General features: G+C 31.8%; 22 protein-coding genes. 12 read left to right on the top strand and 10 right to left on the bottom strand.

Annotated elements, in window-relative coordinates; all coding sequences use genetic code 11:
• Positions 1-110: 110 nt before the first annotated feature.
• Genes ACQRC6_RS02835 through ACQRC6_RS02825 form a run of 3 tightly spaced genes read right to left on the bottom strand, consistent with a single transcriptional unit; the run spans position 111 to position 3,279 of the window.
• Positions 111-1,139, bottom strand: a complete 1,029-nt coding sequence (locus tag ACQRC6_RS02835) for a hypothetical protein (protein ID WP_427847649.1) — start codon at positions 1,137-1,139, stop codon at positions 111-113.
• An 8-nt stretch (positions 1,140-1,147) separates the two neighbouring features.
• Entirely contained in the window at positions 1,148-2,587 is a 1,440-nt protein-coding gene (locus ACQRC6_RS02830) for an MBOAT family O-acyltransferase (RefSeq protein ID WP_427847648.1), read from the bottom strand.
• Positions 2,588-2,643: 56 nt separating this feature from the next.
• Positions 2,644-3,279, bottom strand: a complete 636-nt coding sequence (locus ACQRC6_RS02825; protein WP_427847647.1) for a helix-turn-helix domain-containing protein — start codon at positions 3,277-3,279, stop codon at positions 2,644-2,646.
• 386 nt (positions 3,280-3,665) lie between these two features.
• Between ACQRC6_RS02825 and ACQRC6_RS02820 the strand changes: the two genes are divergently transcribed.
• Both ACQRC6_RS02820 and ACQRC6_RS02815 read left to right on the top strand, forming a co-directional pair.
• A complete protein-coding gene (locus ACQRC6_RS02820) occupies positions 3,666-4,289 on the top strand; it encodes an NAD(P)H-hydrate epimerase (RefSeq protein ID WP_427847646.1) in 624 nt (207 codons plus the stop codon).
• Positions 4,282-5,634, top strand: a complete 1,353-nt coding sequence (locus ACQRC6_RS02815) for an MATE family efflux transporter (RefSeq protein ID WP_427847645.1) — start codon at positions 4,282-4,284, stop codon at positions 5,632-5,634. The genes ACQRC6_RS02820 and ACQRC6_RS02815 overlap by 8 nt, the downstream gene beginning before the upstream one ends.
• Before the next feature lie 719 nt (positions 5,635-6,353).
• Here the strand turns inward: ACQRC6_RS02815 and ACQRC6_RS02810 are convergent.
• Together ACQRC6_RS02810 and ACQRC6_RS02805 are read right to left on the bottom strand one after the other, a co-directional pair.
• Positions 6,354-6,683, bottom strand: coding sequence for a type II toxin-antitoxin system RelE family toxin (locus tag ACQRC6_RS02810; protein ID WP_427847644.1), 330 nt, complete (start codon positions 6,681-6,683; stop codon positions 6,354-6,356).
• Positions 6,680-7,003 carry a type II toxin-antitoxin system Phd/YefM family antitoxin gene (locus ACQRC6_RS02805; protein WP_427847643.1) on the bottom strand — a complete coding sequence of 108 codons (324 nt, stop codon included), beginning with the start codon at positions 7,001-7,003 and terminating at the stop codon, positions 6,680-6,682. Before ACQRC6_RS02805 ends, ACQRC6_RS02810 begins: the two co-directional genes overlap by 4 nt.
• Positions 7,004-7,211: 208 nt before the next feature.
• On the opposite strand from ACQRC6_RS02805, the gene ACQRC6_RS02800 reads away from it, so the two are divergent.
• Entirely contained in the window at positions 7,212-8,402 is a 1,191-nt protein-coding gene (locus ACQRC6_RS02800; RefSeq protein ID WP_427847642.1) for a hypothetical protein, read from the top strand.
• The gene (locus ACQRC6_RS02795) at positions 8,399-9,925 is read left to right on the top strand and encodes a ClC family H(+)/Cl(-) exchange transporter (protein ID WP_427847641.1); all 1,527 of its coding nucleotides are present in this window, start codon (positions 8,399-8,401) and stop codon (positions 9,923-9,925) included. Before ACQRC6_RS02800 ends, ACQRC6_RS02795 begins: the two co-directional genes overlap by 4 nt.
• 65 nt (positions 9,926-9,990) lie before the next feature.
• Here the strand turns inward: ACQRC6_RS02795 and ACQRC6_RS02790 are convergent, their stop codons facing one another.
• The 4 genes from ACQRC6_RS02790 to ACQRC6_RS02775 form a co-directional block, all read right to left on the bottom strand.
• The gene (locus ACQRC6_RS02790) at positions 9,991-10,341 is read right to left on the bottom strand and encodes a Spx/MgsR family RNA polymerase-binding regulatory protein (RefSeq protein WP_427847640.1); all 351 of its coding nucleotides are present in this window, start codon (positions 10,339-10,341) and stop codon (positions 9,991-9,993) included.
• Between the two features lie 653 nt (positions 10,342-10,994).
• On the bottom strand, positions 10,995-12,200 hold the full coding sequence (locus ACQRC6_RS02785) for an FprA family A-type flavoprotein (protein ID WP_427847639.1): 1,206 nt from the start codon (positions 12,198-12,200) through the stop codon (positions 10,995-10,997).
• A gap of 14 nt (positions 12,201-12,214) precedes the next feature.
• Complete coding sequence (locus ACQRC6_RS02780) at positions 12,215-12,979, bottom strand: exodeoxyribonuclease III (RefSeq protein WP_427847638.1); 765 nt, start codon at positions 12,977-12,979, stop codon at positions 12,215-12,217.
• An 8-nt stretch (positions 12,980-12,987) separates the two neighbouring features.
• Positions 12,988-13,806 carry a tRNA lysidine(34) synthetase gene (locus ACQRC6_RS02775; protein WP_427847637.1) on the bottom strand — a complete coding sequence of 273 codons (819 nt, stop codon included), beginning with the start codon at positions 13,804-13,806 and terminating at the stop codon, positions 12,988-12,990.
• A gap of 289 nt (positions 13,807-14,095) precedes the next feature.
• On the opposite strand from ACQRC6_RS02775, the gene ACQRC6_RS02770 reads away from it, so the two are divergent.
• From ACQRC6_RS02770 to ACQRC6_RS02755, 4 genes are read left to right on the top strand one after another with little or no spacing between them, the layout of a single operon-like run.
• Positions 14,096-15,550, top strand: coding sequence for a nicotinate phosphoribosyltransferase (locus ACQRC6_RS02770; protein WP_427847636.1), 1,455 nt, complete (start codon positions 14,096-14,098; stop codon positions 15,548-15,550).
• 24 nt (positions 15,551-15,574) lie between these two features.
• Positions 15,575-16,441, top strand: a complete 867-nt coding sequence (locus ACQRC6_RS02765; RefSeq protein WP_427847635.1) for a radical SAM protein — start codon at positions 15,575-15,577, stop codon at positions 16,439-16,441.
• Between the two features lies 1 nt (position 16,442).
• Positions 16,443-16,955, top strand: a complete 513-nt coding sequence (locus ACQRC6_RS02760) for a hypothetical protein (protein ID WP_427847634.1) — start codon at positions 16,443-16,445, stop codon at positions 16,953-16,955.
• Positions 16,956-16,964: 9 nt separating this feature from the next.
• A complete protein-coding gene (locus ACQRC6_RS02755) occupies positions 16,965-18,188 on the top strand; it encodes an AI-2E family transporter (protein WP_427847633.1) in 1,224 nt (407 codons plus the stop codon).
• Between the two features lie 78 nt (positions 18,189-18,266).
• Here ACQRC6_RS02755 and ACQRC6_RS02750 read toward each other — a convergent pair whose 3' ends face one another.
• Positions 18,267-18,563 (bottom strand): encapsulin-associated ferritin-like protein, encoded by a 297-nt coding sequence (locus ACQRC6_RS02750; protein WP_427847632.1) that lies wholly within the window; start codon positions 18,561-18,563, stop codon positions 18,267-18,269.
• Between the two features lie 203 nt (positions 18,564-18,766).
• Between ACQRC6_RS02750 and ACQRC6_RS02745 the strand changes: the two genes are divergently transcribed.
• From ACQRC6_RS02745 to ACQRC6_RS02730, 4 genes are read left to right on the top strand one after another with little or no spacing between them, the layout of a single operon-like run.
• A complete protein-coding gene (locus ACQRC6_RS02745; protein WP_427847631.1) occupies positions 18,767-19,987 on the top strand; it encodes an ABC transporter ATP-binding protein in 1,221 nt (406 codons plus the stop codon).
• The gene (locus tag ACQRC6_RS02740; RefSeq protein WP_427847630.1) at positions 19,980-20,615 is read left to right on the top strand and encodes an ABC transporter permease; all 636 of its coding nucleotides are present in this window, start codon (positions 19,980-19,982) and stop codon (positions 20,613-20,615) included. The genes ACQRC6_RS02745 and ACQRC6_RS02740 overlap by 8 nt, the downstream gene beginning before the upstream one ends.
• Positions 20,615-21,589, top strand: a complete 975-nt coding sequence (locus ACQRC6_RS02735; protein WP_427847629.1) for an osmoprotectant ABC transporter substrate-binding protein — start codon at positions 20,615-20,617, stop codon at positions 21,587-21,589. The genes ACQRC6_RS02740 and ACQRC6_RS02735 overlap by 1 nt, the downstream gene beginning before the upstream one ends.
• Entirely contained in the window at positions 21,582-22,226 is a 645-nt protein-coding gene (locus tag ACQRC6_RS02730) for an ABC transporter permease (protein WP_075660049.1), read from the top strand. The genes ACQRC6_RS02735 and ACQRC6_RS02730 overlap by 8 nt, the downstream gene beginning before the upstream one ends.
• The last annotated feature ends 20 nt before the right edge of the window (positions 22,227-22,246 follow it).

Genomic DNA, 22,246 nt, shown 5'->3' with positions numbered 1-22,246 from the left:
TTATAATTTTATTTATTAAATTTATTATGCTTAATATTACAAATAAAAGTACTTATCAATATTAAAAAAGATTTACAAAAAAAGAGACAGAAGATAAAAACCTCTGTCTATCAAGATTTATTTATATCATAAATTTTAATATTTTCTTGCCAAGCTTTATCATTAGCTAAATTTTCTTGGAAGATGCCTTCTTTTTTCATGTAGTCGATAAAAAACAAATTAAATTTTTCTGCGCCTTTGACATTTAAGTGATGAGGGTCGTAAAAATCATCTTTTGTCAAATTTATTTCATCATAAAATTTGTTAAAATCGATAAAGGTTGCCTCCCTTTTCTTTAAATAGTTTTCGATTACATCTATGTTTTTCTTATACAAATTGTAGTCATAAACGGGTGTCTTGACGAAATATAGTTTTACGCCATTTCTGTTGGCTAGGTCTATGATCTCGTCAAAGGCTTTTAGGTTTTCTTTTAAATAAATTTTTTCATCAAAGGCAGAAATAGAATTTAAATAATCTTCCTTATCTTTGACTATATTTTTTTTGAAGTCCTTGCTTTGTCCCTTTAAAAGCACATAACCCTTTAGATAATCTTTGTAGGAATTTTTGTCAAAGTTGTAATCTTCGTCTTTTAATTCATCCCATCTGCTGTGATAACTAACTAGGGGAAGGATTGATATTGCTTTAAATTCTTTAGGGACTTTTTTTACAATCATTTCTATTTTATTTTTAGACATTGGCAAATAGTCTGAGTAGGAATTTACAACACTAGCATCTTCTTGGATTTTATAAATTGAGGACTGTATGTCGACAAAAATTACGCTTGGGTGTTTTATTTTAAGGGCTTCTTTTACATAACTTGCAGTAATTTGTAGGGGCTGTTTTTGAGAACCTAAGACATAGGACTTAACACCAGTATTTTCATAAATCACAAGAGGTTCAAAGCTGCAGTAAGTATGACTTGAGCCAAAAAACATTGCATTATAGTCTTCAGTTTCGTTAAAAAATCCGCCAATTTTATTTCCCATATCCCAAGGCTGTGAAAGAGATTTTCTCATAAAGATGTTATTTAGTTCTATGACGCCAAAAATTACTATGGCAATAAATATTATTGATTTTAAAATTTTTAGAAATTTTTTCATTTTATCACCTAGAACTGAAAGTATATAAAGGCGGATTCAGAAAACTGAGGACCATATACGCCCAAAATTATTATTGCGAAGATAAAGGCTAGATAAATTATCCACCTTATTGGAAGAAATATCTTTAAAATACCCTCACTTAAATTTATTTTATTGTACTTTAAAATGTCAAAGATAAATAAAATAATTACGCCAAAGAGAAGGGGATAAATATTTGAAATGCCAAAGGAAGTTTTTGACAAGTATTTTAATAAATCATTGCTTCCACTGTTATTTAAAATGGCAAGTAGGTATTCGTTGCCTTGATGAATATTTTCTGCCCTAAAATAAATAAAGGCAAAGACAACTATTATAAAAGTTACAAATCTTCTAAAGGTATTCACAAAAATATTTTTGTGATGACTTTTTTTATTAAGACCAAAAATATTTTCTAGGACATTGAAAATTCCGTGGATTAGTCCCCATAAAACAAAGGAAAGATCTGCGCCGTGCCAAAGTCCGCTAACCAAAAAGACTATAATCAAATTGCAATATTTTCTTAGCTTTCCTCGTCTGTTGCCGCCAAGAGGAATGTAGAGGTAGTCCTTAAACCAAGTGGAAAGAGAAATATGCCATCTTCTCCAAAATTCAGTAATGGATTTAGATAAAAGTGGCTCTTTAAAATTATCCATTAGGTCGATGCCAAGGATTTTTGCAGAGCCCTTTGCCATTATGGAATAGGAATAGAAGTCGCAATAAATTTGGAGTGTAAATAAAATGCCTGAGATAATTAAAATTTCTCTAGGAAAGTTTTTATAATTTCCAAAGACTTCATTTACGAGAATTGCAGCTCTGTCGGCGATAATTAATTTTAAAAACATTCCATAGGTAAATAGGACTAGACCGTGAAGGAGATTGTCGTAGCTAAATTTTTTTGGACTTTTTAATTGTGGTAGTAAGTTCACACTTCTTTCAATTGGTCCAGCCACAAGTTGTGGGAAAAAGGATACAAAAAGTGCATAGTCCACAAGACTTGTTTCTGCGTGGAGATCTCCTCTATATACGTCAATCGTGTAGCCAAGTGCTTGGAAAGTGTAAAAGGAAATCCCAACGGGAAGTAGCACGTCTATTGCTATATTAAAATTATTGCTGGAAAAACTATTTATTATATCGGCGAAAAAATTAAAGTATTTAAAAATAAAGAGTATGCCCAAATTTATAAAAAAGCATAAAAATACAGCAAGCTTCATTTTTTTAACATTTGCCCTATTTTTTTCAATATATATTCCAGTTATATAGGTTATAAATATTGATAGGAGCATTAGAAATGTGTATTTAACATTCCAAAAACTATAAAATGTGAGGCTTGCCAATAGTAAAAATATATTTTTAAATTTTCTTGGAAATAAGTTGTATAAAATAACAACTATGGGCAAGAAAATCAAGTATTCAAGTGAATTAAAAAGCATAAAATCCTCCAATTACTATATAATATAGCAAAGTATGGAGGATTTCAATAATTAGATTATTGGGAGGCTAGGCTCATTTTGTACTCACGAGGAGTTTTGCCAGTATACTTTTTAAAAGTCATAGTAAAATGCGGTTGTGAAGAAAATCCACATTCATAACTAATGTATTCTAAAGTTTTTTTGTCTTCTGAAAGAAGTTTTTTTGCCTTATTTGTCTTTAATGTGTTTAGATACTGGCAAAATGTAAAGCCAGTTTCTTCCTTAAAAAGTGAACAAAGGTAATTTTTGGAAAGGTGAAGTTTTTTTGCAAGGTCTTCTAAATTTAATCCCGTTGCATATTCTTTATTAATGATTTTAAGTGCATTGTCTATAATTTCGTTTCTTGAAAACTGCATTTCATCAAGTAAAGAATTGGAATAAGCTTCTATCAAGCTATTTGCGACATTTTTCAAAGAAGGTTTATCACAGACATTTTTGATTTTAAAAGTAAAATCGTCGTGAATATCTGTAAGGTCTTTATTATAGGTAATGAGAAAGTATGTATATAAAAATGTATTTAAGTCGTCTAATTGTTTTTTCACCTTATCAAGAGATTTTGTAATTGAACTTTTTGAGATGCTTTCAAAAATTTCTTGGGCACAATTTATGCACTCTGGTTTTGTTTTCTCTGCAATTGTAAGATAATTTGTCATAATTCCTCCTATTTAATTATAATTTATTTTTTTCATTAAAAATTTAACTTAATATTTTCATTAAAAATACAATTTAATTATTTTTTCCACTAAAAATTTAATTTAATTATAACTCAAATGATATCAAATATCAACTAATAAAATTATTTTTCTTTAAATTTTTTAAAGGGAGATGAAAAATGTAAAGATTTTTGCAATTTTAAGAATTTTGTTGTACTATAATGTCCTTGCAAAAATTTATTGTGAGGAATTAAAATAAAGAAAGAAAACAATAAGTTATTCGATACAATAATTAAAATAAAAATAGTTAATAAAGTCCAAAAATTAGCATAATATGGTGTTAATTTTCAATAAATATCATATAATAACCATAGGGAGGGATTACTGTGACAATTTCAAAAAACAAAATGATTGAACTAGAAAAGAGAACTATAGAGGAGTTTAAAATTGATTCCCTTATTTTAATGGAAAACGCAGGTATGGGAATTTTTCGTGAAATTAATCAGTACGATTCCTTTACAATAATTTGCGGTAAGGGAAACAACGGCGGTGATGGACTTGTAATCGCAAGACATTTAATACTTAATGGAAAAATTGTTGAAGTTTTTGTAGTTGGAGACAAGGAAACAAAGGAGTTTTCCAAAAATTTAGAGATTATAAAAAAACTAACAGATGTAAAATACATTGAAGACGATAATTTTGATGAATTAATCGAGTCTATTGAAGTAAATGAAATTACTGTGGATGCGATTTTTGGCACAGGACTTAATAGAAACTTAAATAAATTTTATAGACGTTTAATTGACACTATAAATGTTCATGGAAATTATATTATTGGCGTAGATATACCTTCTGGCATGGATGCAGATACAGGCGAAGAATATGGAAATTGTGTAGCTTGTAATGTTACCTATGCAATATCTGATATAAAAAATGGAGAGCTTTTAAACAGCAATGTGGGAGAGCTTAAAAAAATATATATTGGGATTGTGAGGTACAAAGATGAGTAAAAAAATTAGCAGAAATATAAATTTGACAGAAGGTTCAATTGCAGAGGGACTTATAAAATTTGCAATTCCCCTTCTTCTTACGAATTTTTTGCAACAATTATATAATACAGCGGACCTTATGATCGTAGGAAGATTTGCAGGGAAAAATCCCATGGCAGCAGTTGGCGCAACGGGACCTGTTTCAAACTTATTAATTGGACTTTTTCTAGGGCTTACTACTGGTGCATCTGTCATTATTTCCCTTTACTATGGTTCAAATGATAGGGATGGATTGAAAAAATCCGTAGGTGTTTCTTATTTTCTCGGGCTAGTGTCAGGGCTTTTTATAACAATTTTTGGCTATTTTACGACACCATTCTTTCTTAGAATTATGGATACGCCGCCAGAGATTTTTGACGATGCAATAATTTACATGAGGGTTTTCTTCTTGGGAACTATACCAATTTTGATTTACAACATGGGGGCATCTATTTTAAGGGCAACAGGGGACTCTAGGAGACCTTTTAACTTTCTATGCGTTTCTGCCCTTGTAAATATTGTTCTCGACTTAATTTTAGTAGGATGGCTTCAAATGTCTGTACTAGGTGCTGGTATTGCAACTCTTGCATCGCAAATTGCATCAGCAGTTCTCGTTACTTATTCGCTTTTAAAAACAGATGGGTCTTACAAGCTTAGAAAAGAAGAAATAAGACTTCACAAATTTGAAGCAAAAAGAATTTTTGAAGTTGGAATACCAACGGGAGTTCAAACGGCACTTTTATCCTTTACAAATGTAATTTTTCAAGCAAAAATAAACTCCTTTGGTCCCGATGCTATTGCAGGTGTTGCAGCAGAAGGAAGGATTGACGGATTTTTGTTTATGTCCCTTCAAGCCATTGCCCTTGCGGCGACGACTTTTTCGGGACAAAATTTTGGCGCAAAAAAATACGACAGACTTCGCGAGGGGATTAAGGTTTCCCTTTTGATTGTATTTGGGATTTCCGCAGTCCTATCAGTAATTGCCATTGCCTTTGCTGGACCACTTATTTCAATATTTAATTCTGATCCCAATGTAGTGGACTATGGTTCTGATTTTTTGAGGATAATAAGTCTTGGAATTTGGTCCTTTGGACTTGCAGAAACTATTTCTGGATTTATTAGAGGAAGTGGAAACGCAATGGGACCAATGGTCATTTCCCTTTTGACAATTTGTATTTTTAGATTAGTGGTAGTTTACTTTGCAATGCCAATATTTAATTCCATAAGAGTAATAAGTATAATTTATCCAGTTTCATATTTTGTAAACTTTCTTCTCATGACAATTTATTATAAATTTGGCAAATGGAGAAAAAATATTGCTATGTAATATTGGCGTCTAAGGTTCATTGAATTAGGGATTAAAATAAAAACATAATGAAGAAGTCTTTAAATGGCAAATTAAAAGACTATGAGTTTAATTACTTCTAATCCTTCAGTTTATAAAGGCTCTATAAAATCTTTTGGGGAGTAAAATCTCCAACAGATTTTTTTACATAAATCTCTTTGGTCATAAAGATATAATTGCAAATAGAATAGAAGAAAATAACGAATTTGTTCACCTTCATGCTTCTTTTCGCAGTAAAAGTGTTTTTATTATTAACAGAAGAAGTGTTAGAGGCTTTTAACTATGTAAACAAACTCAGCAGAAGAAAATTCCCTTGGACAATAAGACTTAATCAACGGTAAAGGAAGCGATGAGATAGATAGCCCTGGACAAAAGTGTATGAAAAAAGCCACCATAGAGGTGGCTATAATATGTAGACCAATTGCTTATGAGTGACGATAACACATATCGCTTACCTAGACAACGGCACTTGAATAAGACTTACTGTTGGTATATTTATATTACTTTAAATACAGAAAAAGATCAAGCATTTAAAAGATTTTTAAAGTATTAGAATTTCAGAAAGTAGTAATATAAACATTTTAAATATAATATTTACCCGAAAGAGTAAAGACAAGAGATGGAGAAAGAATATCTTCATGGAAAAATTAATGATGGCTTTAAACACAAAGAGTAGCGACACAAGAAGATTTTGATAAGTTTTAATCTTCAAGCTTAGCTACTCTTTTCTCGGCGTCTTTATATACTTTGGATTCAGATCTTGCACCAATAATAATGATAAGAACTTCATTATCTAATTGTTCTAATTTATAAACAATTCTAAGACCTGAACTTTTTAATTTGATTTTCATAAGGCCTGCAAGTTTAGAATTAGATAGATTAGAAAGAGGCTTGCCATAACCACCTTGGGTATTAGGGAGAGGATTTAATAAAATTCTTTTAAGAGCTTTATCGACGACTTTTCGTTGCGATCCATCTAAGGATTTGTAGTCTTCAATAGCCTCATTAATAAAAGACAATTTGTAGTTCATTCGATTTCATCCTCATCAAGAGGAGAGACTTCATCTAAATTTATATTAAAGGATTTTTCAAATTCATCTTGTGAAATTAAATTGGATTTATCCATTGATGAAATCCTTGCATTGGCAAGCATAAGGTCTCTTGCGTCTTCAAGTTCATCAATGAGTTTAGTATATTCATCTGGAGAAATAAGAATGCACTCAGGAGTATTATTCTTTAATACAACTTTAGAACCATTTGCTTTGACGTCATCAAAAATACGACCAGCAAGTCCACGATTAAATTCAGAAATGGAAACAGTTTTATTTGAAAGTTCTTTTACAAAATTCATGCTTATCACCTCAAGGTAAGTATACTAAAAATCGATAAAAACATCAATAAAAATACTGATAAATATATCTTTGGCAAGGAGATAAATTTGGCAAAGGGAGAAAAAATATTGCTATGTAAAATAATTGGCGCCGAAAGATGCCTTTTTAATTGCAATGAAGGGAAGATTTATTGTAAACTATAACTAATATATATGAAGTAGTGATATTATGAAAAAGAAAAGTATTTTTTTAATATTTATTTTAGTTGCATTGATTTTTTGGGGAGTAAATAATTTTAGACGCTATCCAAAAAAAGCTGTGGCAGAAGTGCTTTACACCATTGACGATAGAATTTTTGCCTTTGCAGATGACTATATCGAAGATTTTGGCATAAGTGATATTTTTGAAAAAGTTAAAAGTTCGGGAGATTATGGTCTAAGGTTGAGTAACATTAAGGAAAATGGCGACAAATTAAACATTATAAATTTTCAAAGTGCGACAAATAAATCCATGTACTTGCTTGAAAGAAAAGAAGAAGATAAGAAGATAAAGACAATGGGAGAAAAAATTGTAAATAGCGATATCTATCTTTATAGAGATGAAATTTCCGATCTGCCTCTTTATATCGATAGAAATACAATGGTAAATTTATCTCACGACTCCAATGTCTTGGGAGATCTTGGCTACGACATAAATAACAAAAAATTATTTTTGCCGCCAGTTTCTTTTTCTGAAAAAAATTTAGAGCTAAAAAAATATGTAAAAAAAGAGTGGACTAGAATAATTAGAAAAACTAATGTAAAAAATATTTCGACAAATATATATGAAATTAGTGTAAAGTCCCTAGACATTGAAAAACTAATGAATAAAATTGAAGATTTTTATAAAGAAGAAAATTACTTTCCCTTTACAATTTTAAGTGAAGTCCTAAAAAAAGAATTTTCAAATATTTATGACGACTTAGAAAAAAGAGATGTAATAGTTTTTTATATGGAAACTGACGATGACAAAAATCTTTTAAAGCTTCAGTCCGATGATGGGAAATATATGCTAAAAATAAAAAAGGACTTTGAATTAAAAATTCCTCACAGGCATATTTTTATAAAGCATGAAGAAAATGAAAATTTAAAGACAATTAAGGGAAAGATAAACCAAAGGAATTTTAGGATGAGTTATTATCCAAAAAATAAAAATCTCATCTATCACGACGAATTTATGCACATCAATGCAAGCTTTTATAATCTAATAAAGTCAAAAAAGTTTAAGGTAATAGCTGATATAGATGGAAGCAAAATAAAAAAAGTGAGTCTTAATTTTTATACGACTCCAAATAAAATTGAAAAAGAAAAAAAATATATAGAAATTTTAAAATTAAGCAAAAAGGATTGGAATAATTTAATAAAAGGAGCAAGTAAATGAAAGATGATTTTAACAACAAGGGTAAATTAATATTTAGAATTTTATTTGACTCCCTAATTGTAGGAACCTTTGCGGGACTTTTTTCAGTATTGTATAGATTTGTAATAATGAAAATGGATTTTTTCAGAAAAAATTTATATAGTGAATTTAACTTAAAATCAATTTTGGTTTTAATTATCCTTGCAATAATAATTTCCTTTGTAATTTATATATTATTAAAATGGGCGCCTCTATCTGGTGGAAGTGGAATTCCGCAAATTCGAGGAGAAATACTGGGCAAATTTAAAATGGATGAAGTGCCAACACTTACATCAAAAATTGTAGGTGGAGGACTGGGAAATCTCATGGGTTTTTCCCTTGGCAGAGAAGGCCCATCAATACAAATGGGTGGCGCAGCGGCAAAATTTATTGGGAAGGCAATAAAAAGACCTCCAGATGAAATAAAATACATGATTACAGCAGGAGCAGCAGCTGGTCTTGCAGCAGCTTTTAACGCACCAATGGCTGGTTGTATTTTTGCAATAGAAGAACTCCATAAATCCTATTCAAAATTTGTTCTCTTGCCTTCACTTGTAGCATCAATAGTTGCCAATTATGTTTCCTTTGTAATAATGGGAGCAGAGACATCCTTTTCTTTCTTTGTAACAAAATCTCTTCCAATGAAATTAATTTGGGTGGCAATTTTAATTGGAATACTAACAGGTATAGTTGGCGGAGTTTATAATTATTTAATTACAAAATTCCAAGATCTTTTTAAGAAAATAAATTCAAAATTTTTAAAGTACGCATTATTAATGGGCGTTACTATTATAATTGGATTTACGTTCTTTGAAGGAACTGGCGGAGGTCATGGACTCCTAGAAAAAATGGCAAAGGGACAATTTCCAGCGAAATACATCTTAGCAATACTTTTAGTAAAATTATTTTACACAACATTTTGCTACGGCTCAGGAGTACAAGGAGGTATCTTTTTGCCAGTCCTTGTAATCGGCGGATCTTGTGGAGCACTTATTTTTTCAATATTACAAAATAATTTTGGAATAGAGGAGTATTATGTAAACTTTATAATCCTTGGCATGAGCGGGATTCTAGCATCAGTAGTTAGGAGTCCCATACTTTCAGTAATTTTAGTATCGGAAATGACTTCAACATTTGAGCATTTAATAGCTCTTTCCATAGTTGTAATGGTTTCCTACTATGTGGCAGAAATTTTAAAAGTTGCACCAATTTATGACACACTTTTCGAAAGACAATTAAAGGACAAAAATTTACTTAGTCCAAAGGAAAGAGAGCTTGGCGACTATTCAATTTTCGAGTACACGATAACAGATGGATTAAAATTTATAGGAAAAACTTTGAGAGATATAAATTTCCCAAAACATATAATAATAATGTCAATAGAAAGAGAAGGAGTTGAAATCGTCCCAACAGCAGATGACATCATACTTTATGGAGATAAAGTAACGGTGTTAGTAAAAGCGGAAGATGCCTTAGAGATAGACGACTTTTTTAAAAATGAATAAAATAGAAAAACTAGAGTTGAAATAAAATCAATTCTAGTTTTTATTTTAAGTTATAAAATTCTTGATTATAAGCTTTCTAAATATTTTTTTACTTGAGGGCCTACAAAGGCTTTGTCATCTTTTAAAAGTATTGGTCTTTTTACTAACATTCCATCTGTTGAAAGTAGTTCTAATATTTCATCTTCAGTCATGTCATTTTTCTTGTCCTTTAGTCCAAGTTCCCTATATTTTATGCCACTTGTGTTAAAAAGTTTTAGCACATCAATATCTGCTTTTTCCATTATTTTTTTGAGTTCATCTGCTGACAATAGATCCTTGTCGATTTCTCTGTATTCATAAGGAATATTTTTTTCTTTTAATAATTTTTCTATATTTTTGCAAGTGCTACATTTTTTATAACCGATTAATGTGTTCATTTTTAGCCTCCTTAATTTAAAAACATTATACTACATATAATTATAAAAAAATTTATAAAAAAATAAAAAAATTTTCATAAAAAGTGTTTAAAAATAAAAATACGAGGTATAATATTAGTACCAAATAAGATTACTGTATTAAAGTAGAAAATAAATAAAAGTAAAATCTTATTTGGAGAAACATGACAATTCCATCCAATATTCGTAAAAATGTTTTTGATTTTGTTAAATTTACGAGTTTTGACTTAAAACGCCAAGACTTTTATATAAATCGAATAGTTTTTAATAGACGTTATAATGTGTAAAATGATGGTAAATAGTTTGTTTTGATATTACTCTTAGTTTTTATATGATGAGGTACACAGGCTTAGAGTTGGGACTGTGAGCAATATCAAATTGTATAGAACTTAGGTAAAACAAGAATATAGGTGATAGACGTGATTGAACCAAAAAGTTTAAATTGGATGGAATTGGATATTTAAAAAGAATGTCATTTGTAAATTAATATGGCATTCTTTTTTTGTGCATTTTTATGCTATATAGCTAAAAGTAATATTTTATAAATCTCTTTCTAAACAGTTAAAAATTGGTGCAAGAGATTTTATTCAAAATAAATAAAAATAAGAAATCGCCACGAAATCGTGACGATTAATTTATTTATCTAAAATTTTTGCAGCCATTTCTTTTCCAAAGTCGATTAACTGTTTAATTTCTTCGTCAGTTGCCGCACCTTGAATTTCAAGTTGTGTGTCGAGTACATTGTAGTTTCCATCTTCCATGTATTTCTTTAGAGTTTTAAGTGCTCCGCCAGACCATGAGTAAGATCCAAAAATTCCCCAATAATTATTTTTCATCCTTTGGTGAGAAACTTCTGTCAATAGATAATTCATTGGTGGGAATAGATTGTTGTCGTAGGAACATGAACCTAAGATAACGCCCTTGTATCTCCAAATATCTGATAGTAGATAGGAGAAAGAAGTCTTTGTTATGTCGCGAATTTTAATATTTGTAAGTCCGCCTTCGGAAAGTCCTCTTGCAACAGCTTCTGCCATTGTTTCTGTGTTTCCATACATTGATCCATAAATTACTACACAACCGTCAATTGTTTCTTGTTTTGCAAGAGATGTGTAGATGTCGATTATTTTTTTAGGGTTTTCTCTCCAAATTGGTCCGTGATCTGGACAAATTAACTCGACATCAAGAACAGCCAATTTTTTTAGGGCTTTAAGTGCTTGTGTAGCGTATTTGCCCACAATATTTATGAAATATCTAGTAGTTTCTTCAAGGTAATTGTCGTTGTAGTCAATTCGGTCATCAAAAATACCGCCGTCAAGAGTCCCAAAGCCGCCGAAAATATCTTGTGAGAAAAGTGTCTTTGTAGTTTCTTCGTATGCTACCATGGATTCAGGCCAGTGAACCATAGGAGTCATGTAGAAAGTAAATTTTCTATTTCCCAGTTCTAATGTTTCGCCTTCTTTTACTTCTACGATATTGTCCGTAACTTCATAGAAATTATTTAACATTGCAACAGCTTTTTTATTTGTAACAAGTTTTGCCTCAGGATAAATGTCCAAAATTGATTTAAGAGAAGATGTGTGGTCCGGTTCCATGTGATTGATTATTATGTAATCAACTTTTTCACCTTCGCCAACTATTTCATTTATCTTTTGAATATAATCATCTACTGTGTTAACTTTTACCAAGTCGAAAAGTATATTTTTTTCGCCTTTAACTAAGTAGGAATTATAAGCTACTCCATTTGGAAGAGGCCACATTCCCTCAAATAATTCTGTTTGTCGATCATTTGTACCTATATAATAAATATCATTTTTAATAGGAACTGACAATAAATTTTTCATAATACCTCCTATATTTAAAGTTTTATTTTAAGTTCAACAGGACAGTGATCCGATCCCATAATTTCCTGATGAATTTTTGCGTCTACTAAATTTTTTTCAAGGCTATCTGATACTACAAAGTAGTCTATTCTCCAGCCGATGTTTCTTTCTCTCGATTTTGCAAAATAGCTCCACCACGAATATTCATCGGTAAGCTCTGGATAAAAATATCTAAAAGTGTCGATGTATCCATTATCCAAGAGTTCTGTGAATTTATTTCTCTCTTCATCAGTAAAACCTGCAGATTTTCTGTTAGTAGATGGATTTGCTAAGTCAATTTCTTTGTGAGCAACATTTAAGTCGCCACATAAAATTACACCCTTTTTTGCCTTTAAATCATTTAGATAAGCTCTAAAGTCGTCTTCCCAAACTTGTCTGTAATCAAGTCTTTCTAATTTTCTCTTTGAATTAGGTGTATAACAAGTAACGAAGTAAAAATTTTCAAATTCTAGCGTTATAACTCGTCCCTCGTTGTCGTGTTCCTTCCTTCCAATTCCATAATTTACGTTAATAGGTTCTTTCTTAGAGAAAATTGCCGTACCCGAGTAACCTTTTTTCTCTGCATAATTATAAAATTCGTAGTAACCAGGCAGGTCCATTTCAATTTGACCCTCTTGGAGTTTTATCTCTTGAAGTGCAAATATATCAGCGTCAAGTTCCTTAAAGTAGTCCATAAACCCCTTTTTAATAACAGCTCTAAGTCCATTTACATTCCAAGAAATCATTTTAAATTCCTGCATATGTCCTCCTAATAAAATTCCAAAAAGTCGTGTCTTTCACCTTTTTCTTTGAAGCCTAAGATTTGTTCCATATTTACATTTTCAGTAGCACGAAGAATATTTATGTCAACATTTTTGTTTTCTTTTTTAAGTTCTTCGATTAAGTCCTTTATAAAAAACCTCTTATTGCCAGATTTTTTCTTTGTAACAGTGCAGGCACAATCAAGGGCAGATAGTCCAGTGGATTTCATAAAGCGTATGATTGCTTCCTCACGAACTAGATACATTGGTCTAATAAGTTCAAGACCTTCAAAATTTTGCGATTTTAATTTTGGCATCATAGTTTTAAAATCGCCGGCATAAATAATATTTAACATAACTGTTTGGATGACATCGTCAAAGTGATGACCAAGGGCAAGCTTATTGCAGCCAAGTTCTTTCGCCCTATTGTACAAATTTCCACGGCGCATTCTAGCACACATATAACAAGGAGAACCGCCTTCGGACATTTTTTCTGCAACAGAAAAAACATCGGAGTTGTGAATTTTAACTGGTATGCCCATTTTTTCACAGTTGAACTCAAGCCTTTCTCTATTTTCAGGAAGATAACCTGGATCCATTGTTATAAATTCAAGTTCAAAGGGTACTTTGTTATGCCTTTTTAATTCCTGCAATAATTTTGCAAGAGTAAGGGAATCCTTGCCGCCAGAAATTGCAACGGCAACTTTGTCGCCGGGACTGATTAATTCATATTTATTTACACCTTGTACAAATTTTTTGTAAATATCTCGTCTATATGTTTTTATAAGGGACCTTTCTATGTCCACAGTGCTTTTTATTGCTTCCAAAAAATTTCACCTTTACCAATCTATTCTCATTATAGCACAGTTATTTTTTAAATTTAACTAAATACAATTTGTAAAGGCGCTAAAATATTTTTGTATCGCCTAAACTTTTGCTTAAAAATTATAACACAATGAGTTATTAAAAATTAAATTCTTTGATAACTTTTGTTTAAGTTCTAAAGACCATAAAATATCAAAAACCTTCGCAATGTGGTATAATTTATATAATTTAATTAAAGACGCTACAAAATTAAGAGCGTTATATTGTAGAGAGAAAAAAAGGAAGTATCAAATGGTAAATTATAATGTTAAGAAAAACTTCACGCTACTTGTGGATTTTTACGAGTTAACAATGGCAAATGGATTTTTTAAAGAGGACATGAGAGAAAAGAAAGTCATCTTTGATATGTTTTTTAGAGAAGTGCCTGACAATGGCGAGTACACAATTGTTGCTGGGCTAGAACAATTAATCGAGTACATGGAAAATCTTCACTTCTCTGAAGATGACATAGAATTTTTGAGAGGCAAAAATATTTTTGACGAAGAATTTTTAGATTACTTAAGAAATTTCAAATTTGAATGCGACGTGTGGGCAATGCCAGAAGGAACTTTAGCCTTTCCTGGCGAACCTCTTGTTACAGTAAGAGGTCCTGCAATTCAAGCACAAATGCTAGAAACAATGGTTCTCTTAACCTTAAATCATCAATCAATGATTGCTACAAAGGCATCAAGAATTGTAAAACAAGCAAAGGGCAGACCGGTTGTTGAATTTGGATCGAGGAGAGCACAGGGATATTCTGCCGCAAACTTAGGGGCGAGAGCTGCATACATTGGTGGATGCGCAGGGACTGCCAACACATTATCTGACAAAATGTTTGGAGTGCCAGCCCTTGGTACTATGGCACACTCTTGGGTTCAAATGTTTGACACAGAACTTGAAGCCTTTAGAGCCTTTGCAAGAGTATATCCAGACAACTGTCTTTTATTAGTAGATACTTACGACACTCTTAAAGAGGGAGTGCCAAATGCAATAAAAGTTTTTGACGAAGAAGTTGTCCCTCGTGGATTTAGACCTAAGGGCATTAGAATTGATTCAGGAGATATAACATATATATCAAATAAGGCAAGAAAGATGCTTGACGATGCAGGCTATCCCGATGTACAGATTATGGCATCAAACTCACTTGACGAATACACAATAAGGACAATTTTACACCAAGGAGCAAAGCTAGATTCCTTTGGAGTAGGCGAAAGACTTATTACATCAAAATCATCTCCAGTTTTTGGAGGAGTCTACAAATTAGTTGCGACTATTGACGATGACGGAAAAATTATTCCAAAGATAAAAATATCCGAGAATGTTATAAAAATTACTACTCCAGGTTTTAAAGAACTTTATAGATTTTACGAAAATGAAACTGGAAAGGCAATGGCAGATGTAGTTGCATTGAGAGATGAAGAAATACCAGAAGATAATTATGAAATTTTCCACCCAGTTTACACATGGAAGAGAAAAACCCTTACAAATTACACTGCAAAGAAAGTTCTCGTACAAATTTACGACAAGGGTAAACTTGTATACAAACTTCCAAGTCTTGAGGAAATAAAGAAAAAGGCTGAGATGGAACTGGACACATTGTGGGAGGAAACTAAGAGACTTGACAATCCAAATGAATACATCGTGGACTTGTCAGAAAAACTTTGGAAGATTAAGGACAATTTGTTAAAGAAGCACGGCAAAAATTAAAAATAAAATTAGAAGGGGAGAAATATGCAGTATTACGGAAATGTTTTTAGACCGCCAAGTGAGGCAAGGTCATTAATTATTCAGGCGACTGTGGGATGTTCTCACAACAATTGTACATTTTGTTATATGTATAAAGATGATGACTTTAGGATAAGACCTCTTGAAGATATTAAGAAGGATTTAATAGAAATGAGCTCATATAGAGATTATTTTGAAAGAATATTCTTGGCTGATGGAGATGCACTAATCTTAAAGACAGAAGACCTAGTTGAGATTTTAAGGACTATAAAAAAATATTATCCCAATGTAAATAGAGTTTCATCTTATGCAACTGCTCAAGACATAAATAGAAAGTCCCTTGATGAATTAAAAAGCCTTCGTGAAGAAGGACTTGAAATGTTATACATTGGATTTGAAACTGGGGACGAAGAGCTTTTAAAAGAAATCAAAAAGGGTATTACCTATGATGAGTACGTAACTGCGATGAAAAAGGCAAAGGAAGCAGGGTTTAAAACTTCTGTAACTATTATTGCAGGCTTAGGCGGAGTTGAAGGAATGGAAAGAAATGCAGTGGGAACTGCAAAACTTGTATCGGAAACTAAGCCGGACTTCTTGGGATATCTAACTATGAGAATTTACAAGAATACACCACTTTACTCAGATTATATTTCTGGCAAATTTAAAATGCCTAGTGCAGGCGAAATTTTAGAAGAAATGAAAATATTTTTGGAGCACGTTGATTCAGAAGGTACAGTCTTTAGGTCTAATCATGCGTCAAATTATGTTCTACTTGCGGGCAATCTAAATGAAGACAGACTAGATCTCATTAGAGCAATAGAAAAAACTTTGAAAAAGAAAAATTTTAGACCTGATGCATTGAGAGGTTTTTAAATTGAGTAAAAAAGATTTAAAAAATAATGAATATTCAAAAAAATTAGAGGATTTAAAGTTAAAAGAAATTTCAAAACATCAAAATAGCGGTGTAATTTCCTTTACAAAAGAAGAAGAAGAAGATAAAAAATCTCTTGCGGTAAATCCCGTTAGATTTTTACTCCCACTAGATTATAGCAAAGCTCCTTTAAAAGAAGAAAATCTTGAAATTGACTTAAAGGAAAAGGAAAAACCTGACGACAAGGGCTTTGAAATAATTATGGAAATAAATCCAAATATTTATGAAGATAAAAAGAAAAAAAGTAAAAGGAAAAGTAATTTGCCAATGCTTTATAATCAAGAAGAAGTTAAAGAGGAAACTCTTGGCGTTATAGACGATTATAGAGAGCTCTTCTCAAGACAAATGAAATTGGCACTTAGTTTTTCTGAAATCTACATCAATAGCATAGCGGATATGCAAAAATCTTTTTTGGAAGAGTATTTTAATTTTTTAGATAGTCTTTCAAAAAAATAAGGAGAATTAATGGAAGAAAAAAGAGAAATAAGAGAAATAAGAGAAAGTGTGAATAACCCGTTAAAGAAATTATCCTTTAAAAATGAAGTTTATAAAAAGATTTTTTTAATGGGACTTGCACTATTATTCATTGCCTATTTATTTTTAAACAGCAAAAGTATATTTACAGGTTTTGGCACATTGCTTGGCATAATGGCACCCTTCATACTTGGAGGAGTAATTGCCTTTATAATGAAAATACCTTTAAATTTTTTTGAAAGAAAAGTTTTTAGCAAAATAAAAAATGAAAAAATAGAAAAGCATAAGAGGACAATTTCCATAGCCCTAAGCTTTATATTTATTATCCTAGTAATATTTATAATAATGGCAATAATTGTACCTCAGTTAATCAATTCCTTTGACGGAATTAGAAAATCACTGCCAAGCTTTTTGCAAATGGCAATTGACAAGACTAGAGAAATTCCATATCTAAGTAATTATTCAGACAAATTGCAAAGCGAGTACAACAATTTAAGTTGGAACGAAATATTTAATAGAATTAGGGACTTTGTAACATCAAGCGAAAGGCCATCGAATATACTTAACAGTGCAATTTCAACTGCATCGAGTATATTAGGCGGACTAGTATCCTTTATGCTTGCCCTTATAACATCAATTTATATTTTGGCTGACAAGGAAAGACTGGGATATCAAGCTACGAGAATTTGTTATTCCTTCTTTAATAACAAAATTGCAGAAAAAATAATTCATGTAATGCATCTTCTTCACGAGAACTTTTTTGGATTTATAAGTGGACAACTGACAGTATCCACTTTTATAGGAATTGCAACTTTTGTATCTTGTTTTGTAATTGGAGTGCCAAATGCAGCAACTCTTGGAGTTATAATTGGAGTTACAGATCTCATTCCAATCATTGGACCCTTTTTGGGCGGAACCATGGGCTTTATAATGACTGTAATAGAAGACCCAACAAAGGGAATTGTATTCATAATTTTAATTTTAATCCTCCAACAAATTGAATCCAACTTAGTATATCCAAAGATAGTTGGAAATAAAGTAGGTCTGCCATCACTTTGGACAATAATTGCGATTACTGTCGGCGGCTCTCTCTTTGGAGTAGTGGGAATGTGGGTATTTATACCTTTAGCATCTACTCTATATGAACTAATGAGAGAATATACTGCATATAAAATTAAAGAAAAAAATTTAGATTTAAAAATTAAAAGGGCATAATAAAAATTGGCTAGATATACAAAATATTTAGCCAATTTTTTAATATTATTTTTATTAATTTATAATATTTATCTATGCTTACTTATCTTTTTCAGCGTCCATAATGTCGCCTTCGCAGAATAGGTAAGTTCTCATTTGCTTGTCCCAACCTTCTTGGTTTCTACGCAACCATTCAAGTGTCATCATTGCGTGTTCCATTTCTTCTTTTGCATTGTGCCACATTATTTCCTTTAATTCTTTATCTTCAGAAAGAGAAACTCTTTGATAGTACCAGTCAACTGCTTCAATTTCTTCTTTTAATGAATTAATTGCTCTAATAATATCCCTTGATTTTTTTGTTAATTCTTCTGCTGGTTCATGATAATCGTTAGCCATAATATCCTCCTTAAAACAAAAATTATACTTACAAAAACATTATAACATTAATATATAAAAGGTTAAAGCGAGAAATTTTTGAAATATTTTTATTTAGGGTATAATAAAAATAGTTAAAAAGGGAGAGATTATAATTATAAAAAGGGGTGATTTATAGATTTAAAAAAAGAGAGATTATAAATTATAAAAAAGGAGAGATTATAATGATAGAGTTTAAAAATGTCAGTAAAATCTATCCCGGCAATCAGGTTGCAGCTGAAAATATAAATTTAAAGTTTAAGGATGGCGAGTTTATATGCTTTATTGGAGCCAGTGGATCGGGCAAAACAACTTGCATGAGAATGATCAATAGAATGAATGATATAACTAGTGGAGATATTTTGATAAATGGAGTTAGCATAAAAAGTATGGACCCAGTTGACCTGAGAAGGAAAATTGGATATGTAATTCAACAAATTGGACTACTTCCACATATGACAGTCTACGACAATATAGTCCTCGTGCCAAGACTTTTAAAGTGGGACGAGGATAAACTTAGACCAATAGCAGAAAATTTAATTGAAAAAGTAGACCTGCCATTATCATACTTAGATAAATATCCATCAGAACTATCTGGAGGACAACAGCAAAGGATTGGAGTAATAAGAGCCCTTGCAGCAGACCAAGATATTATTCTAATGGACGAACCCTTTGGAGCACTTGACCCAATAACTAGAGATGCCTTGCAAAAACTTGTGAAAAGACTTCAAAAGGAAATGGGAAAGACCATAGTATTTGTTTCTCACGATATGGACGAGGCACTATCCCTTGCAGATAGAATTGTAATAATGAGAAAGGGACATGTGGAACAATTTGACACGCCTGAAAATATTTTAAAAAATCCAAAGAGCAAATATGTGGAAGATATGCTTGGCGAAGAAAAATTAAATGAAGCAAAAACATCTTATAGAACTGTAGAGACGATTATGTTAAAAGATCCAGTTTCACTTTCTAGCGACAGGTCTACTTACGATGCCCTTGCCCTTATGAGAAAGAGAAGGGTAGACACAATTTTTGTAACTGACGAAGAAGGACATCTTCTTGGAGCAGTTGGAATGTTTGACATAGGAAGATTTGGTAAAAAAATAAAATCTCTCGACGAAGTAATGGAAAAAGTCTACGCAATAAGAGAAGACACAGTTATTATGAATGCCATAAGAGATATTTACAACTTGGATATAAAAAACCTTCCAGTAGTGGATATAGATAATAAACTTGTTGGACTTGTAACTAGAGCTTCCATAGTAGATACAATTTACACAAACCTTTGGGAAAATGAAGACGGCGAAGAAACTGAAGAAATTTTTGAAAAGGACAATCTGTCAGAGCTTATTAAAGATGCATCGGGAGAAGCATCTAAAAAGATAGGTGAAGACAATGATTGATTTTTTACTTACTAATGGTGGAGAAATTTTATCAAAGTCAATAGAGCACCTTTTTATTGCATCAATTTCGCTATTTTTTGGAGTTTTAATTGCAGTGCCCTTAGGAATATTTTTAACTCGTTCAAAGACAATAGCAAAAATTGTAATGGCAATTGCATCAGTACTTCAAACCGTGCCTTCCTTTGCATTATTGGCACTAATGATTCCAATTTTTGGAGTTGGCAAAACGCCTGCCATAGTTTCCCTTTTCATTTATTCACTGCTTCCAATTTTGAGGAACACTTATCTTGGAATAGCAGGAGTAAATGACAAACTAATTGATGCAGCAAAGGGCATGGGCATGACGAGGTCGCAAGTTCTTTTTAAAGTACAAATACCAATGGCTATGCCAGTAATTATGAGTGGGATAAGACTTTCTGCCATTTATGTACTTGCATGGACTACTCTTGCATCCTATGTTGGAGCAGGAGGACTTGGAGATTTTATTTTCAATGGTCTTACAAATGCTATAATGCCAATGGTGGTATGGGGTACAATTCCTGTAACACTAATGGCTATAATTGTGGACTTTTTCTTTGGAATTTTAGAAGACAAACTTTCACCTAACAAGACAAGTGAGGTGGCGTAATGAAGAGATTAAAAAAATTAACTTTAATTTTTGCGATTTCCATATTTTTCACATCTTGCACCTTACCTGGCATTGGTGGAAACACAAAAACAAACGTAGTTGTCGCCACTGGGTCAAATACAGAAAGACAAATTTTAGGAGAAATAGTTAAGCAAATGATAGAACATCACACAGACCTTGATGTTTCATTAATAACAAATTTGTCATCATCAGTCTTAAACCACATAGCTATGTTAAAGGGAGATGTTAATGTAGTTGGTGCTATGTACACAGGTACTGCACTTAGTGGCGAGCTTGGCATGAAACCAATAAGAGATCCAAAAAAAGCACAAGAAGTTGTAATGAAAGAATATTACAAGAGGTGGAATAGATTTTGGTATCCATCCTTTGGCTTTGACAACACATATGCCTTTATGGTTACTAAAAAATTTGCAGAAGAAAACAATCTTAAAAAAGTTTCAGATTTAGAAAAAATAAAGGACAAAGTTAGCGTTGGAGTTGACACAGCTTGGATAAAGAGAGAGGGCGACGGATATAAGGCCTTTCAAGAAACTTACGGTTACGGCTTTAAAAACATCTACCCAATGGATATTGGACTTGTCTATACAGCACTTGCCAGTGGTGAAATGGATGTAGTCCTTGGATATTCAACTGACGGAAAAATTTCATCTTACGATTTAGTAATATTAGAAGATGATAAAAGACTTTTCCCACCCTATGACGCATCACCTGTTGCATCAGAAAAAATTGTGGAAAAATATCCAGAAGTAGAAATTGCAATAATGAAACTAGTAGGACAAATTTCATCAAAAACTATGCAGGAATTAAATAGACAAGCAGATGAAGATTTAATTGAACCAGCAAAGGTAGCGGAAAACTTTTTGAAAAAAAATAATTATTTTGAAGATGTAAAAGTCGACAAAAATAAGTTACAAGAGTATAAAACTTTTGTGGAAGGAGGAAAAAATGTCTGAGGTAATAATGTACTACGCACAAAATTCAAGCTATGTTTTCGAGCAATTTATTAGGCACTTTTTAATTTCCCTTTATGGAGTTTTATTTGCATCAATAATTGCAATACCTCTTGGATTTTTTGTGGCGAGAAAAAGAAAACTTTCAAGGCTTACAATTAGCATTGCAAATGTAATGCAGACCATACCTTCCCTTGCAATGCTTGCTATGCTCATGTTTTTAATAGGAACGGGGCCAAATACAGTGGTCTTTGCCGTATTTCTATACGCAATTCTTCCCATATTAAAAAACACAGTTTCTGGCATAAATTCTGTAACGCCAGAACTTGTTGACGCAGCAATGGGTATGGGCATGACAAGAATTCAACTAATGACAAAAGTTGAATTGCCCCTTGCAATTTCAATTATAATGGGCGGCATTAGAAATGCACTAGTCCTTGCCATAGGAGTAACAGCAGTGGGAACCTTCATAGGTGCAGGAGGACTTGGCGATATAATAACAAGAGGAATAACTGTTGCCAATGGAAGCCCGATAATAATTGCAGGAGCAATACCAACGGCACTAATGGCAGTATTGGCAGACTTTATACTTGGAATAATAGAAAACAAACTAACACCAAGAACATTTACAAAAGTTTAATTTCATTAAAAGTAAATCAA

The sequence above is a fragment of the Peptoniphilus sp. SGI.035 genome, from assembly GCF_050315115.1.
Lineage (GTDB): Bacteria > Bacillota > Clostridia > Tissierellales > Peptoniphilaceae > Peptoniphilus_A.
Note: the sequence above shows the minus strand (reverse complement) of the source record. Positions and strands in the feature narration are given on the sequence as shown.

Coding starts and splice junctions, on each gene's coding strand:
- ACQRC6_RS02750 (WP_427847632.1), bottom strand. CDS start 18,563: ATGGCTAACGATTATCATGAACCAGCAGAAGAATTAACAAAAAAATCA.
- ACQRC6_RS02825 (WP_427847647.1), bottom strand. CDS start 3,279: ATGACAAATTATCTTACAATTGCAGAGAAAACAAAACCAGAGTGCATA.
- ACQRC6_RS02805 (WP_427847643.1), bottom strand. CDS start 7,003: ATGAATTTTGTAAAAGAACTTTCAAATAAAACTGTTTCCATTTCTGAA.
- ACQRC6_RS02815 (WP_427847645.1), top strand. CDS start 4,282: ATGAGTAAAAAAATTAGCAGAAATATAAATTTGACAGAAGGTTCAATT.
- ACQRC6_RS02770 (WP_427847636.1), top strand. CDS start 14,096: ATGGTAAATTATAATGTTAAGAAAAACTTCACGCTACTTGTGGATTTT.
- ACQRC6_RS02730 (WP_075660049.1), top strand. CDS start 21,582: ATGTCTGAGGTAATAATGTACTACGCACAAAATTCAAGCTATGTTTTC.
- ACQRC6_RS02835 (WP_427847649.1), bottom strand. CDS start 1,139: ATGAAAAAATTTCTAAAAATTTTAAAATCAATAATATTTATTGCCATA.
- ACQRC6_RS02755 (WP_427847633.1), top strand. CDS start 16,965: ATGGAAGAAAAAAGAGAAATAAGAGAAATAAGAGAAAGTGTGAATAAC.
- ACQRC6_RS02810 (WP_427847644.1), bottom strand. CDS start 6,683: ATGAACTACAAATTGTCTTTTATTAATGAGGCTATTGAAGACTACAAA.
- ACQRC6_RS02830 (WP_427847648.1), bottom strand. CDS start 2,587: ATGCTTTTTAATTCACTTGAATACTTGATTTTCTTGCCCATAGTTGTT.
- ACQRC6_RS02785 (WP_427847639.1), bottom strand. CDS start 12,200: ATGAAAAATTTATTGTCAGTTCCTATTAAAAATGATATTTATTATATA.
- ACQRC6_RS02800 (WP_427847642.1), top strand. CDS start 7,212: ATGAAAAAGAAAAGTATTTTTTTAATATTTATTTTAGTTGCATTGATT.
- ACQRC6_RS02795 (WP_427847641.1), top strand. CDS start 8,399: ATGAAAGATGATTTTAACAACAAGGGTAAATTAATATTTAGAATTTTA.
- ACQRC6_RS02780 (WP_427847638.1), bottom strand. CDS start 12,979: ATGCAGGAATTTAAAATGATTTCTTGGAATGTAAATGGACTTAGAGCT.
- ACQRC6_RS02765 (WP_427847635.1), top strand. CDS start 15,575: ATGCAGTATTACGGAAATGTTTTTAGACCGCCAAGTGAGGCAAGGTCA.
- ACQRC6_RS02790 (WP_427847640.1), bottom strand. CDS start 10,341: ATGAACACATTAATCGGTTATAAAAAATGTAGCACTTGCAAAAATATA.
- ACQRC6_RS02745 (WP_427847631.1), top strand. CDS start 18,767: ATGATAGAGTTTAAAAATGTCAGTAAAATCTATCCCGGCAATCAGGTT.
- ACQRC6_RS02735 (WP_427847629.1), top strand. CDS start 20,615: ATGAAGAGATTAAAAAAATTAACTTTAATTTTTGCGATTTCCATATTT.
- ACQRC6_RS02740 (WP_427847630.1), top strand. CDS start 19,980: ATGATTGATTTTTTACTTACTAATGGTGGAGAAATTTTATCAAAGTCA.